The organism is Bradyrhizobium sp. AUGA SZCCT0176, from assembly GCF_018130145.1.
Lineage (GTDB): Bacteria > Pseudomonadota > Alphaproteobacteria > Rhizobiales > Xanthobacteraceae > Bradyrhizobium.
Window position 1 is genome coordinate 38,171 of sequence record NZ_JAFCMB010000005.1, and the last position, 13,852, is coordinate 52,022.

Below are 13,852 nucleotides of genomic sequence, written 5' to 3' on the forward strand. Positions count from 1 at the left end.
GTTTTCGGGTAAGATCATGCCCAATGATACTGGAGGCAAAATTGAGCGTTTACATCCTCGTCGTGGATGACGAGCCCGATGTCGAAACGCTGTTTCGGCAGCAGTTCCGGCGCGACCTCAAATCCGGTCGCTTTACGATGGAGTTCGCGCCGTCGGCGCCTGCGGCGCTGGAGCGTGCTGCGGAAGTTCGTGACCCGTCGCTGATCCTGATCCTGTCCGACATCAACATGCCCGGCATGAGCGGGCTTGAAATGCTGCCGAAGGTGCGCGCGGCGCGGCCTGATGTGCCCGTCATCATGATCACCGCCTATGGCGATGCCGAAACCCGCCGCAAGGCGATCGAGCGCGGCGCGATCGGCCTCTTGACCAAGCCGATCGATTTTGCGCTGCTGCGCCACGAGATCGATACCCGGCTCGGGCAAGCCGCATGACCGCAACGATCCTCGTCGTCGACGACGAGCCCGATCTCGAGGCTCTGGTGCTGCAGAAATTCCGTCGTCAGATCCGCGACGGCATCGTAGCCTTTGTGTTCGCCCATGACGGGATCGAAGCGTTGGCCTCGATCGAGCAGAACCCGCATGTCGACATGGTGGTATCCGACATCAACATGCCGCGCATGGACGGGCTGTCGCTGCTCGCCAGGCTGCAGGAGGCCGAAGACAAGAAATCCACCATCATCGTGTCCGCCTATGGCGACATGAGCAACATCCGCACCGCGATGAACCGCGGCGCGTTCGATTTCCTAACCAAGCCGATCGATTTCGGCGATCTGGAAATGACGATCGACAAGACCATCCGCCATGTCGAGATGATGCGCGAGGCGCGCCGCCGCCAGGCCGAGGCCGAGCGCGCGCACGCCTCACTGTCGCGCTATTTCTCGCCGCAGATTGCGAGCCGTCTTGCCGCCATCGGCGACAGCGACGGCATGGAGGTGCATTGGCGCGAGGTCGCGGCGATCTTCACCGACATCACCGGTTTCACCTCGCTGGTGGAAACCGCCGCACCCGACGTGCTGGGTACGCTGCTCGGCGACTATGTGGGCGGCATGACCGACGTGGTGTTCGCGCATGAGGGGACGGTCGCCAAGATCATCGGCGATGCGATCCACGTTCTGTTCAACGCGCCGGGGGATCAGCCTGATTACGCCAGGCGCGCGATCGCCTGCGCTCACGATCTCGATAGCTGGGCGCAGGAGTTTCGCCTGCGCTGGAAGGAAAAGGGCGTGAATTTCGGGGTCACGCGCGTCGGCGTCCACGCCGGTCCCGCGCTGGTCGGTAATTTCGGCGGCAGCAGGTTTTTCGACTACACCGCCTATGGCGACACCATCAACACGGCGGCGCGGCTGGAGGCCGCCAACAAGTTCCTGGGCACGCGGATTTGCGTCAGCGCGGTCGCCGCTGATGGCGCCGGGGATTTCCGCGGCCGGCCGGTCGGCGACCTCGTGCTGCGCGGACGCAGCGAGCCGCTGCGCGCCTATGAGCCGTTGACGGCGGCAGCGTTTGAGAGCCCCGCGACGTCGCAATATTCCGAAGCCTTCACCAAGCTCGAGGCCGGTGACCCGGCGGCAATGCCGGCCTTTGCGGCGCTGGTCGGCGCGCATGCCGACGATGCGCTCGCCGGCTTTCATTTGAAGCGGCTGCTCAACGGCGCCAAGGGCGTCCGCATGCAATTGGAATAACAAGAAACGGAGAGCGGATATGACGACCGACTTTGTGGCAGGCAATTACCGGTTCATCCCGGCGGTGTTTCAGTATTCGGCCGGCGCAGCAGCCAATCCCGGTTTTGAGATCGAGCGGGTGCGGTTCGACAAACCGGTGGCGCTGGCCGAAGGCTTTTCCCGGATCGCCAAATACATTCAGGCCGCGGGCAGGCCGTTGATGTCGTTCTGCGCCTGCGAGCTGCGTTCGCCGGCCGCCTTCACCGACGAGGGTTTCCGTAACTTCAACCTGCACTATGTCAAAACGCTCGCCGAATGGGAAATCTATGACGGCACCACCAACCCGGTGGCGCGCAGCAATGTTTGTCCCGAGATCGACCCGCCCGCCGAGCCGTCATTCTATGCCTTCTCGTTCACGCGTCCGAGCGCGAACACGACGCCGAGCTTCGTGATCGCAGGCAGCGGCGAATCGCTCGAAGGTGGTGCGACCTATGCCGAGCGCACCGTGCGTTACCGCGACCTCAGCCCCGACGGGTTGAAGGAGAAAGTCAGCTACGTGGTCGGCGCCATGGAAAAGCGCATGGGTGAGTTCGGCTTCGGCTGGAAGGATGCGACGGCGGCACAGACCTACACGATCCACGACTTCCATCCGGTGTTTGCCGAAGAGCTGGTCCGCCGCGGCGCCGCGCGTTCGGGCCTGACCTGGCATTTTGCAAGGCCCCCGGTGATCGACCTCGAATACGAGATGGATTGCCGGCGGGTGTTGCGGGAGATTGTGGTTTAACAATTGTCGTCATTGCCTGCGACAAACGCAAGGCGTTTGCGCATGGGAGCGCAGCGACGAAGCAATCCATGCCTCCGCGTGGACAGATGGATTGCTTCGCTTCGCTCGCAATGACGGGGTTAGAGCCGCCGATCCTCAGTATCACCGCTCCCGTGGATCGAGCGCGTCTCGCAGGCCGTCGCCGACCAGGTTGAACGACAGCACCACTAGGAAAATCGCAAGGCCCGGCCAGATCGCCATCCAGGGCGCGTTGGTCAGGAAGCGCTGCGCGGCGTTGAGCATGCTGCCCCAGGACGGCGAGGGCGGCTGCTGGCCGAGGCCGAGGAATGACAGTGCGGCCTCCGCAATGATGGCGGCCGCGATCGACAGCGTCGCCTGCACCAGAAGCGCCGGCATGATGTTCGGCAGGATATGGAACAGCGCGATGCGCCAGCGCGGATTGCCCATCGCGCGCGCGGCCTCGACATAATCCTCGACCTTGACGCTCATCACCTGGCCGCGGGTCAGCCGCACGAAGATCGGCGTCGCCGAGATGCCGATCGCGATCATGGCATTGCCGAGGCTCGGTCCGAGAAACGCCGCCAGCGCAATGGCGAGGATCAGGAACGGGCAGGCCAGCATCGCATCGGTGATGCGGCTGATCAGGCCGTCGATAAAGCCGCCGCGATAGCCTGACAGTAAGCCGAGCGGCACGCCGATGCCGAGCGCAATCCCGACCGAGATCGCGCCGGCCATCAGCGAGGCCCGCGCGCCATAGACCACGCGGGCAAGGATATCGCGGCCGAGATCGTCGGTGCCGAACCAGTGCTGCCACGTCGGCGGCTTGCGCACCAGCGACCAACTGGTTGCGATCGGGTCATAGGGCACGATCAGCGGCGCGAACAGCGAGAGCACCACGAACAGCGCGATCACGACGAGGCCGACCACGGCGCCCTTGCGCTTGAACAGCCGCCGCAGCGCGCGCCGGGTCGGGCTCTCCAGTTCATCGGAGGCGACTTTTGGAAGGGTGCCGAGAGCGACGTCGGTCATGGGTTATGCCCTCAGCCGCGGGTTGACGAGGACATAGGCGATATCGGCGACGAGATTCAGCGTGATGTAGATCGTCGCCGTCGTCAGCACGACGCCTTGCACGACCGCGTAGTCACGGTTGAACACCGCGTCGACGATCAATTTTCCAAAACCCGGAATCGAAAAAATCTGCTCGGTCAGCACCGCGCCCGACAGCAGCGTGCCGAGTTCGAGCGCGCCGAGCGTGATCACCGGCGTCAGCGCGTTGCGCATGGCGTGCTTGAGGATCACAGAACGTTCGGAAAGGCCCTTCGCGCGGGCGGTGCGGACGTAGTCGCTTTCCAGCACCTGCAGCATGGCGCTGCGGGTGTGCCGCATCAGGATCGCGGCGATGGCGTTGCCGAGCACGAAGGCGGGCATGATGGTGGAGGCGAGGCTGGCGCGCCAGTTTTCCGACAGTGGCACATAGCCGGAGGCCGGAAGCCAGCCGAGCTCGATCGAGAACAGGAAGATCAGCATGATGCCGAGCCAGAAATTCGGCGTCGAGATGCCCCACAGCGCGAACAGGTTGGCGCCGTAGTCCCACGCCGTGCCTTTCTTGACGGCCGATACGATGCCGGCGGGAATTCCGATCAGGAAGGCGATCACGATCGCCATCGAGCCGAGCTGGATCGTCACCGGCAGTTTCTGCGCGATCAGGCTCAGCACCGGCACCTTGATGCGCAGCGACTCGCCGAAATCCCCCGACAGCACGCCCTTGACCCAATAGACGTACTGGATCGGGATCGGCTGATCGAGCCGGTACTGCGCGCGGATTTGCGCGATCACTTCGGGATCGCGCTCCTCGCCGGCCATGACAAGCGCGGGATCGCCGGGCAACAGATGCTGCAGTGAAAAGATCAGGACCGACACGAAGAACAGCGTCGGGATCAGCTGCAGGATACGCTGGCCGAGGAAGTTCAGCATGGTTTTCCCCGTGTCCCGGGCGCGGCGCAACATGCAATGTTGCGCTGCTGAACCGGGACCCAGTCTGGCCGCACGGTAGATCCCGGCTCTGCGGAGCAGCGTAATAACGCTGCACCGCGTCCGGGACACGTGAGCATGGGTCGGCCTCTCACTTCAGCGTCAACCCGGTCACGCGCACCAGGCCGTCCGGCATCTGCTTGTAGCCTTCGAGTTTTGTACTATGCGCAATCAGGATCTTGCGGTGATAGATGTAGAGCAGCGGCTTTTCCTCCAGCACGAGCTTGGCCAGCTTCTCATAGATGGCCTTGCGCTGCGCCTGATCCGTCACAAGACGCCCGTCGTCGAGCGCCTTGTCGGCTTCGGGATTGGACCAGGCGCTGTAGTTCTGTGGCGCGTTGGATTTCTGGAACACGTAGGAATTGCCGTCGGGATCGATTCGTCCGCTCCAGGCCAGCATGAACGCCTGGTATTCGCCTGACTCGGCCAGTTTCAGCGAGGTTGCGAATTCGGTGACCCTGATCTTCATGTCGAAGCCGGCTTCGGAGGCCATCGACTGGATCACCTGCGCCACCGCTTCGGTTTCCGCGCCCTTCGGCACCATGAAATCGACACTGACGGGCGCCGTGACGGCGGCTTCCTTCAACAGCGCCTTGGCCTTGGCGATATCACGGCCGCGGACCGGAAATGCCTTCTGGTAATAGGGATGGTCGGGATTGACCCATTGGTTGCCGGGTTTGAACTCGCCGTTGAACACCACCTGGTTGATGGCCTCGCGATCGAGCGACAGATCGAGCGCCTGGCGGACCTTTGCGGATTGGCTGAGCGGTCCCTTGGTCTTGTCCTTGCCGACGTTCAGCGTCACGCCCTGATAGCCGAGCTCGATGGCGCTGGATAATTTCAGCTTCGGGTCGCTCTGCACAGCCTTGATGTCGGTGGCGAGCAGGCGTTCGATCAGATCGAGGCCGCCGGATTTCAGGTTGGCAAGACGCACGGTGGCGTCGACCAGCGGCAGATAAACGATGCGGTCGATCTTGACCGCGTCCTTGTTCCAGTAATCGGCGAATTTCTCGAACACGATGCGGTCCTGCTGCACGCGCTCGACGAACTTGTATGGCCCTGCACACACCGGCTTCAAGCCGAACTTGTCGCCTTCGGCCTTCGCGGCCTTTGGCGAAACCATCATGCCGGCGCGGTCGGTGAGCTGGGCGATCAGGGGCGAGAACGGCGTCTTCAACACCAGTTTGATGGTGAGGGGATCGACCACGTCGACACGGTCGAGCTGCGCCAGTTCCGGCTTGCGGAACGAGGTCGGCATGGTCAGATGGCGGTCGAGCGAGAATTTCGCGGCCTCGGCGTCCAGCGGCTCGCCGTCGTGGAATTTCACGCCCGGCCGCAGCTTGATGATGACCTCCTTGCCGTCGGCCGAGGTCTCATGCGACAGCGCGAGCTGCGGCACGATGTTGATCTTTTCGTCGATGTCGAACAGCTTGTCGCACAATGATGCGAACACGATGCGGCCGACATAGGTACGCCCGAGCGTCGGATCGAGAATGTCCGGGTCCTCGGCCAGGCCGATGCGCAGCGTGGTCTGGGCCTGAACACTCGCCTCGAACGACAGCAACAGAGCTGCCGCAGTTACCGCCAAACGCAAGATTTTCATCGCAACAATCCCCTTGATTACACTGCTGCCGGTCATGTCCCTGATATATCAACCCCGTTACGGCCCGCGCCTTCCGCCCGCCCAAAGGCGGCGACCAGTTTTTCCAGCACCGGTGAAAAGCCGCCATCACTGGGAACGATGCTATCAGGCGCCGGCAGTTCCGCCATCCGATGGCAGGCCGTCGCGTGCCCCGTGCTGTCGGCCAAGAGTTGCGGCACGTCGGTGCGGCAGCGCTCGACCACGTAGGGGCAGCGGGTATGAAAGCGGCAGCCGGACGGCGGATCGAGCGCGCTCGGCATCTCGCCCTGCAGCACGATGCGGCTGCGTTTGGCCTGCGGCTTGGGTACGGGAATAGCTGACAACAGAGCCCGGCTATAGGGATGCCGCGGGGCGGCAAACAATGCCTGTGCGTCCGCGGTCTCGACGATGACGCCGAGATTCATCACCGCGACGCGGTCGGCGATGTGTTTTACGACGGCCAGATCGTGCGAGACGAAGATATAGGCGAGCCCAAGCCGGTTCTGCAAATCACGCAGCAGGTTCAGGATTTGCGAGCGGATCGAGACGTCGAGCGCCGATACCGGCTCGTCGCAGATGATCAGTTTCGGTTCCACCGCCAGCGCCCGTGCGATGGCGATGCGCTGGCGCTGGCCGCCGGAAAATTCATGCGGATAGCGCCGCGCAAAGCGCGGCTCCAGCCCGACCAGCCGCAGCAATTCCTCGACCCGCTCGCGACGGCGCGGCGCGGGCACCAGGTCGTGCAGCGCCAGCGGCTCGGTCAGGATCTGGCTGACGGTCATGCGCGGGTTGAGCGAGGCGTAAGGGTCCTGGAAGATGATCTGCGCGTCACGGCGGAAGTTGCGCAATGCATTGGCATCGAGCGCCAGCAGATCGCGGCCCTCGAAGCGAACGCTGCCGGCGTCCGGTTCGATCAGCCGCAGCACCAGCCGGCTCACGGTGGATTTGCCGCAGCCGGATTCGCCGACCAGCGCCAGCGTCTTGCCGGCCTCGACGCGGAAACTGACGCCGTCGACGGCCTTGACGAAGGCGGTGGCGCGGCCGAACACCGAACGTCCCGCGACGAAATGTTTTACGAGTCCTTCAACTTCGAGCAGCGCGGTCATGACACCAGCCGCTCCAGCGGCGCCCTGATGCAGCGCGAGGCGTGGCCGGGGCTGAGGATCGCCAGCGGTGGCGGCGCCGCGACGCAGATGTCGGCGACAAAAGGACAGCGCGCCGAGAAGCGGCAACCGGGCGGCGGATTGGCCATGTTCGGCACCATGCCCTCGATGGTGGCCAGATGCGAGGCGCGCCGACCCAGCCGCGGGATCGAACCGAGCAGGCCGACCGTGTAGGGGTGCTGCGGATTGGCGAACAGCTCATCGACCGGCGCGCGCTCGACGATCTCGCCGGCATACATCACGGCGACCTCGTCGCAGACCTCGGCGACGACGCCGAGATCGTGCGTGATCAGGATGATCGCGGCACCGCTCGCGGCTTTCAGCTCGCGCATCAGATCGAGGATCTGCGCCTGCAGGGTCACGTCGAGCGCGGTGGTCGGCTCGTCCGCGATCAGCAAACGTGGATCGCAGGCCAGCGCCATCGCGATCATCACGCGCTGGCGCATGCCGCCGGAGAGCTTGTGCGGATATTCGTCGATGCGCTTGTCCGGCGAGGGGATGTGCACGCGGCGCAACAGCTCGATCGCGCGTTCGCGCGCCTGGCGCTTCGAGCCGCCGCGATGGCGCAGGATGGTCTCGATGATCTGGTCGCCGATGGTGAAGCTCGGATTGAGCGAGGTCATCGGCTCCTGAAAAATCATCGCCAGCCGGTTGCCGCGCAGGTCGCGGAGGGTCTCGTCGGGGACGTCGAGCAGATCAAAACCGTCGAAGCGGATCGAGCCGGACACTTCGGCCGAATGTTTCGACAAAAGTCCCATGATGGCCAGTGACGTCACGCTCTTGCCGCAGCCGGATTCGCCGACCAGTCCGAGTGTCGCGCCATTGGCCACGCTGAGATCGACTGCGTCGACCGCATGGGTGGCGCGGCCGTCGTCGCCATGAAACACGACGCGCAGGCCCTCGATCTCGATCAGCGGACTGGATTCCGGATTTGACGCGTTTTCTTGACGCGAACCGGTTTCCACTTCGCTGGAAAACGCTCTTGAGGTCATGCCTTGCCTGCAGCCGCCGCTTTGATGCTGGCCTCGATGCCGGCGTCGATGGTCGCGCGATCGGTGATTCCGGCCGGGTTTTTGCGCGTCGGCATGAATGCGCGGAAATGCACCCAGCGCTCGCGGCTCACTTCTTCCAGCCGCTCGAGCTCGCGCAGCGGATCGGTATGGTCGTCGACACGCAAATTGAGCTCGGACCATTCCTCCTCGCCATGGATCAGCAGCGCCGCGGATTGCTTGCCACGCTTGTCGCCGCCCGCCGCTTCGCCCGCAAGCATCGCGGCGATCAGCCGGCGGGGGAAGGGCAGGCCAGCATTGGCGACATAGGCTTTTGCGGTGTCGTCGAGCACGGCGGCGCCGGCCAGCATGTTGCCCGCGATCGAGAAGCCGTCGCCCTGAATGTGTCCGCACCAGTCGACGCAATCGCGGCCGGTATGCGCGGCGATGCGGCCTTTCGCGTCCATGATGTGCAATTGCCGGCTTTCGCGGCCGTCGTCGGTGGCAACAAGGGTCTTGAGGATGTCGTCCGGTTCACGTCCCTGGCTCAACAGTTTCACGCCGTCGATGCCGTAATAGGGATTAACCAGCGCCTGGGTCGCGATGCCGCCGATGCCGGCCACGACATGCGGTACGCGCGCGCCGACTGCGAAGAATTTGGTCGCGACCGCGATGCCGAACTGGCCGGTTGCGGGATCGCGCGCGATGATCGACCAAGTCATCTCAAACCTTACAAGTCATCTGAAGCCCTTATCGTCCGGCCGCGTAGCCTTGCATGCCCCGGGGATTGGCGGCCGCACGGCGGCGGCGGCCGACCTTGGAGGCGGCGGTGAGGCGGCCTTCCGACCAGTCGGGGCCGACCTCGACGACATGGCCGCGGCTCTTCAAGGTATCGATAGTCGCCTTCGGCACGCGGTTTTCAACGACCAGCACGCCGGGCCGGGCGGTGCGCGGCCAGAACGAGATCGGGAAATGTTCGGAGTGCCATGCCGGCGCGTCGATCGCTTCCTGCAGGTTCAGATTGGCGTGGACATGGCGCAGGAAGAACTGCGTGGTCCATTGATCCTGCTGGTCGCCGCCGGGCGAACCCCAGGCCATGTACGGCTCGCCGTCGCGTAGCGCCATGGTCGGCGAGAGCGTGGTGCGCGGGCGCTTGCCCGGCGCCAGTGCCGCGGGATGGTCTTCCTCGAGCCAGAACATCTGGGCGCGGCTGCCGAGGCAGAAGCCGAGTTCGGGAATCACCGGCGAGGATTGCAGCCAGCCGCCGGACGGCGTCGCCGAGATCATGTTGCCGGCCTGGTCGATGATGTCGAAATGCACGGTGTCGCCGCGCACCTCGCCGAAGCGGCCGACGGTCGGCTCGCCCGCGCCCATGGCGCCAACCGCCTCGCGATGGCCTTCGGCGCGGCGCATCTTGACGACCGACCCGAAACCTTCCACGGAGCCGGGGAGGAAATCGAGCGAGGCCTTGTCCCTTGAGATCAGCTTGCGGCGCTCGTCGTTGTAGGCGTCCGACAGCAAGGTCGCGATCGGGATGTCGGTAAACTTTGGATCGCCGTAGAATTTCTCGCGGTCGGCGAAGGCAAGCTTGGCGCATTCGGTCTGCAGATGGATGAATTCGGGTCCGGCGGGATCAAGCCCGTCGAGTTCAAAACCCTTGAGCAACGCCAGCTGCTGCAGCATGACGGGACCCTGGCTCCAGACACCGGGCTTGCACACGGTGTAACGGCCGTAATCGTAAGTGAGCGGCGCCTCGACCGTCGGCTGCCAGCGCGCCATGTCGTCGGCACGGAGCACGCCGCGATGCGGCGAGCCGCTGACGTCCATGATGTCCTGCGTGCGGCAGAACTTGTCGATCGCCTCCGCGACGAAGCCGTGCGACCAGGCTTTTCGCGCGGCTTCGATCTGCGCGACGCGATCGCCGCCGGCGCTCTCGGCTTCTTTCAGGATGCGGGCGTAGGTTTCCGAGAGCTGCTTGTTTGTGAAGAGCGTGCCGGGTTTTGGCACTTCATTGTTCGGCAGATAGACCGCAGCCGATGTCTTCCAGTGATTACGGAACAGTTTTTCGACGATCTGAATCGTCGCCGCCGCGCGCTCCACCAGGGGATAGCCGTCGCGGGCATAGGCGATCGCAGGTTCCAGCACGTCGCGCAGCCGCATCGTGCCGTAATCGCGCAAGAGCAGCATCCAGGATTCGAACGTGCCGGGCACGCAGGCCGCGAGCAACCCGGTGCCGGGCACCATCTCCAGCCCCTCGCTGCGGTAATGCGCGATGGTGGCGCCCGCCGGCGCCGGGCCCTGGCCGCAGATCACTTCGGTGCGGCCGCGCTTGGTGTCATGCACGATGATGGGCACATCGCCGCCCGGGCCGTTCAGATGCGGCTCGACGATTTGCAGCGTGAAGGCGGTGGCAACGCCGGCGTCAAATGCGTTGCCGCCCTTTTCCAGGATGCCCATCCCGACCGCAGTGGCGATCCAGTGGGTCGAGGTCACGACCCCGAACGTGCCTTCAATTTCAGGCCTGGTCGTGAACGGATCGGGATTGATGTTGCTCATGAGAATCCGATGCTGCGCTGGTATTTGGTGCGCCACTTGACCACAGGCGAGGCCTGCTGCCAACCGTTTGGTTGAACCATCCCTGTGATCAGGCAGGCACGGCCTCGGCCGGCGAATTGACGGCGTGGCAGGCGACGCCGTTGATCAGTGTGGGCGCCTGCTGGCGGCAGAGATCGTAGACCAGCGGGCAGCGCGGGTTGAAAGCGCAGCCGGGCGGCGGGTTGATCGGATTGGGGATCTCGCCCTTGACCGGAATCCGCTGGCGGCCAGACATCGCGAGATCGGGAACCGCACCCAGCAGCATCTTGGTGTAAGGCATCCGTGGATTGCTGAAGAGTTCGCGCCCTTCCGCGATTTCGACGATGCGGCCGAGATACATCACGCCGATGCGGCTCGCCATATGCCGCACCACGGCAAGATTGTGGCTGATGAAGAGATAAGTCAGGCCGAACTTGTCCTGCAGGTCGCGCATCAGATTGAGGATCTGCGCCTGCACCGAGACATCCAGCGCCGAGGTCGGCTCGTCGCAAACGATGAATTCGGCTTCCGAGGCCAGCGCGCGGGCGATCGCGATGCGCTGGCGCTGCCCGCCGGAAAACTCATGCGGAAATTTCAGGCCGTCGTCGGCATGCAGGCCGACGAGACTCAGCAATTCACCGACGCGTGCGGCGATGTCGCGCTCGCCCGCGATCAGGTCGAAGGCGCGGATCGGCTCGGAGACGATGGCATCGACCCGGAAACGTGGATTGAGGCTCGCATAGGGATCCTGGAAAATCATCTGGATGCGGCGGCGCAGCTTCTGCCGTACCTGCGCCTGCCTTGCATCGGTCATCGAGACGCCGTCGATGACGACTTCGCCGGAGCTCGGCGGCAGCAATCCGACCACCATCCGTGCCACGGTGGTCTTGCCCGAACCGGATTCGCCGACGAGGGCAAAAGTCTCGCCCTTCTTGATGCCGAAGGTCACGCCGTCGACCGCCTTGAGGAATTCCAGGTGCCCGCCTTCAAGCACGCGGTTGAGCCACGGCTTTGAGACGTCGAACTCGCGGCGCAAATTCCTGACGTCGATGAAGGGTACCGCGCTCATGCCGCGGTCTCCTTGATCGCCGTCTTGGGCGCGGCATCATAGAGATGACAGGCCACGGCCTGCGTACCGTGCGCGATCGGCTCCGGACGCTCGACGCGGCAGCGGTCGAAGACGAAGCCGCAGCGCGGGTTGAACGAGCAGCCATTCGGGATCGCGGACAGCCGCGGCATCGAACCGGGTATCTGCACCAGCCGCTTGTCTTCGCCCGCCAGTGTCGGGATCGCGCCCATCAAGCCCTTGGCGTAGGGATGCAGCGGGTTCTGCACGACGTCCTGAACCGGGCCGATCTCGGCAATCCGGCCCGAATACATCACCGCGACGCGGTCGGACGTTTCGGCGATCACGCCCATGTCGTGCGTCACCAGCATCACGGCGGTGCCATGGTCGCGGCCAAGGCGTTTGATCAGCGAGATGATCTGCGCCTGCACGGAGACGTCGAGGGCCGTGGTCGGCTCGTCGGCGATGATCAGATCCGGTTCGGCGCAGATCGCAAGCGCGATCACGACGCGCTGGCGCATGCCGCCGGAGAATTCATGCGGATAGGCGTCGATGCGTTTTTCCGGCGCGGGAATTCCGACCTCCGCCAAGAGGTCGATGGCGCGCTTGCGCGCCGCGGTTTCCGAGAGATTGAGATGGGTCCGGATGGTTTCGACGATCTGGTCACCGATCTTGTAGAGCGGATTGAGGCTGGTGAGCGGATCCTGGAAGATCATCCCGATGCGTTTGCCGCGGATGCGGCGGATTTCTTCCGGCGGCAGATGATCGATCCGCATCCCCGACAGATAGATCTCGCCGCCCGAGATGCGTCCGGGCGGATCGATCAGGCCGATCACGGCAAGCCCCGTCACGGATTTTCCCGCGCCGGATTCGCCGACCACGCCGAGCACCTCGCCCTTGGCGATGTCGAAGGAGATACCGTTGATGGCGTGCAAGATGCTGCGGCGGGTGTGGAACTCCACCTCGAGGTTACGCACGGAAAGGACAGGGTTGGTCATCGGAGCTTCGGGTTGAGCGCGTCGCGCAGCCAGTCGCCGAGCAGATTGATGGACAGGATCAGTCCGGCCAGCGCAAAGCCGGGGAAGGCCACGATCCACCATTCGCCCGCAAACAGATAGTTGTTGCCGATCCGGATCAACGTGCCCAGCGACGGCATGGTATCGGGCATCCCGGCGCCGAGGAATGACAGCGTGGCTTCCGTAATGACGGCGAGCGCGAGGTTGATGGTGGCGATCACCAGGATCGGACCCATCGTGTTCGGCAGCACGTGACGCAGCATGATGATGGGGGCGGGGAGCCCGATCAATTGGGCGGCCGCGACATAATCCTTGTTCTTCTCGACCATGACGGAGCCGCGCACGGTGCGGGCATACTGCACCCAGAAACTCAGTCCGATCGCGATCACCAGCACCACCAGCGTACTCATGGCGTCCAGCCGGTTGCCGAACACCGACTTGGCGACACCGTTGACCAGGAGCGCGATCAGGATGGCCGGGAAGGTGAGTTGCACGTCGGCGATGCGCATGATCAGGCCATCGACCGCGCCGCCGACATAGCCAGCGATCAGCCCAAGCGTAATTCCGAGCGTGCCGGCGAAGACGACGCCGAGCACGCCGACGACGAGCGAGATCCGAAGCCCGTAGAGAATGGCCGAGAACACGTCGCGGCCCTGTTCGTCGGTGCCGAGCAGGAACGGGCTTTGGCCGTCGGCGGTCCACAACGGCGAAATGCGCGAATTCATCAGCTGAAGCTGCGCCGGATCGAACGGGTTCTGAACCGAAAGGACCGAAGCGAAGATCGCCAGCAGGAAAAACAGGAGGGTAACGGTTGCCGCCACCATCGTCAGCTTGGAACGGCGGAACGAATAGAAGATGTCGCTGTCGAGCGCGCGTCTGAACCAGCCCGTGCCGGCGCGCGCAGGCGCTGCGCTCGGCTCGGCTCGGTGGGGAACGACGGCGTCGGACATT

The 13,852-nt window shown here is 64.2% G+C and carries 13 protein-coding genes; 3 read left to right on the forward strand and 10 right to left on the reverse strand.

Annotated features, from left to right (window positions below; genetic code table 11):
* Window positions 1–41: 41 nt before the first annotated feature.
* The 3 genes from JQ600_RS14065 to JQ600_RS14075 are packed head-to-tail and all read left to right on the forward strand — an operon-like array spanning window position 42 to window position 2,441.
* Window positions 42–431: a response regulator gene (locus JQ600_RS14065; RefSeq protein WP_212268458.1), complete on the forward strand. Its 390-nt coding sequence runs from the start codon at window positions 42–44 to the stop codon at window positions 429–431.
* Window positions 428–1,678 carry an adenylate/guanylate cyclase domain-containing protein gene (locus JQ600_RS14070; RefSeq protein ID WP_212385802.1) on the forward strand — a complete coding sequence of 417 codons (1,251 nt, stop codon included), beginning with the start codon at window positions 428–430 and terminating at the stop codon, window positions 1,676–1,678. Before JQ600_RS14065 ends, JQ600_RS14070 begins: the two co-directional genes overlap by 4 nt.
* 19 nt (window positions 1,679–1,697) lie before the next feature.
* Window positions 1,698–2,441 (forward strand): hypothetical protein, encoded by a 744-nt coding sequence (locus tag JQ600_RS14075; RefSeq protein ID WP_212385801.1) that lies wholly within the window; start codon window positions 1,698–1,700, stop codon window positions 2,439–2,441.
* Window positions 2,442–2,582: 141 nt separating this feature from the next.
* Here the strand turns inward: JQ600_RS14075 and JQ600_RS14080 are convergent, their stop codons facing one another.
* From JQ600_RS14080 to JQ600_RS14125, 10 genes are all read right to left on the reverse strand, one after another.
* Window positions 2,583–3,470 (reverse strand): ABC transporter permease, encoded by an 888-nt coding sequence (locus JQ600_RS14080; protein ID WP_212385800.1) that lies wholly within the window; start codon window positions 3,468–3,470, stop codon window positions 2,583–2,585.
* A gap of 3 nt (window positions 3,471–3,473) precedes the next feature.
* Window positions 3,474–4,415: an ABC transporter permease gene (locus tag JQ600_RS14085; protein WP_192737237.1), complete on the reverse strand. Its 942-nt coding sequence runs from the start codon at window positions 4,413–4,415 to the stop codon at window positions 3,474–3,476.
* A gap of 148 nt (window positions 4,416–4,563) precedes the next feature.
* Window positions 4,564–6,075 carry an ABC transporter substrate-binding protein gene (locus JQ600_RS14090; protein ID WP_212268451.1) on the reverse strand — a complete coding sequence of 504 codons (1,512 nt, stop codon included), beginning with the start codon at window positions 6,073–6,075 and terminating at the stop codon, window positions 4,564–4,566.
* A gap of 32 nt (window positions 6,076–6,107) precedes the next feature.
* Complete coding sequence (locus tag JQ600_RS14095; protein ID WP_212385799.1) at window positions 6,108–7,199, reverse strand: ABC transporter ATP-binding protein; 1,092 nt, start codon at window positions 7,197–7,199, stop codon at window positions 6,108–6,110.
* Complete coding sequence (locus JQ600_RS14100) at window positions 7,196–8,248, reverse strand: ABC transporter ATP-binding protein (RefSeq protein ID WP_249135892.1); 1,053 nt, start codon at window positions 8,246–8,248, stop codon at window positions 7,196–7,198. The genes JQ600_RS14095 and JQ600_RS14100 overlap by 4 nt, the downstream gene beginning before the upstream one ends.
* Entirely contained in the window at window positions 8,245–8,967 is a 723-nt protein-coding gene (locus tag JQ600_RS14105; protein ID WP_212385798.1) for a DUF1028 domain-containing protein, read from the reverse strand. Before JQ600_RS14105 ends, JQ600_RS14100 begins: the two co-directional genes overlap by 4 nt.
* A gap of 28 nt (window positions 8,968–8,995) precedes the next feature.
* Window positions 8,996–10,801, reverse strand: coding sequence for a gamma-glutamyltransferase family protein (locus JQ600_RS14110; protein ID WP_212385797.1), 1,806 nt, complete (start codon window positions 10,799–10,801; stop codon window positions 8,996–8,998).
* 88 nt (window positions 10,802–10,889) lie between these two features.
* Window positions 10,890–11,888 (reverse strand): ABC transporter ATP-binding protein, encoded by a 999-nt coding sequence (locus JQ600_RS14115; protein ID WP_212385796.1) that lies wholly within the window; start codon window positions 11,886–11,888, stop codon window positions 10,890–10,892.
* Complete coding sequence (locus JQ600_RS14120; RefSeq protein ID WP_212385795.1) at window positions 11,885–12,883, reverse strand: ABC transporter ATP-binding protein; 999 nt, start codon at window positions 12,881–12,883, stop codon at window positions 11,885–11,887. Before JQ600_RS14120 ends, JQ600_RS14115 begins: the two co-directional genes overlap by 4 nt.
* Entirely contained in the window at window positions 12,880–13,851 is a 972-nt protein-coding gene (locus tag JQ600_RS14125) for an ABC transporter permease (RefSeq protein WP_212268444.1), read from the reverse strand. The genes JQ600_RS14120 and JQ600_RS14125 overlap by 4 nt, the downstream gene beginning before the upstream one ends.
* Window position 13,852: the final 1 nt, after the last annotated feature.

Coding starts and splice junctions, on each gene's coding strand:
- JQ600_RS14120 (WP_212385795.1), bottom strand. CDS start 12,883: ATGACCAACCCTGTCCTTTCCGTGCGTAACCTCGAGGTGGAGTTCCAC.
- JQ600_RS14110 (WP_212385797.1), bottom strand. CDS start 10,801: ATGAGCAACATCAATCCCGATCCGTTCACGACCAGGCCTGAAATTGAA.
- JQ600_RS14070 (WP_212385802.1), top strand. CDS start 428: ATGACCGCAACGATCCTCGTCGTCGACGACGAGCCCGATCTCGAGGCT.
- JQ600_RS14075 (WP_212385801.1), top strand. CDS start 1,698: ATGACGACCGACTTTGTGGCAGGCAATTACCGGTTCATCCCGGCGGTG.
- JQ600_RS14125 (WP_212268444.1), bottom strand. CDS start 13,851: ATGTCCGACGCCGTCGTTCCCCACCGAGCCGAGCCGAGCGCAGCGCCT.
- JQ600_RS14095 (WP_212385799.1), bottom strand. CDS start 7,199: ATGACCGCGCTGCTCGAAGTTGAAGGACTCGTAAAACATTTCGTCGCG.
- JQ600_RS14115 (WP_212385796.1), bottom strand. CDS start 11,888: ATGAGCGCGGTACCCTTCATCGACGTCAGGAATTTGCGCCGCGAGTTC.
- JQ600_RS14080 (WP_212385800.1), bottom strand. CDS start 3,470: ATGACCGACGTCGCTCTCGGCACCCTTCCAAAAGTCGCCTCCGATGAA.
- JQ600_RS14105 (WP_212385798.1), bottom strand. CDS start 8,967: ATGACTTGGTCGATCATCGCGCGCGATCCCGCAACCGGCCAGTTCGGC.
- JQ600_RS14100 (WP_249135892.1), bottom strand. CDS start 8,248: ATGACCTCAAGAGCGTTTTCCAGCGAAGTGGAAACCGGTTCGCGTCAA.
- JQ600_RS14090 (WP_212268451.1), bottom strand. CDS start 6,075: ATGAAAATCTTGCGTTTGGCGGTAACTGCGGCAGCTCTGTTGCTGTCG.
- JQ600_RS14085 (WP_192737237.1), bottom strand. CDS start 4,415: ATGCTGAACTTCCTCGGCCAGCGTATCCTGCAGCTGATCCCGACGCTG.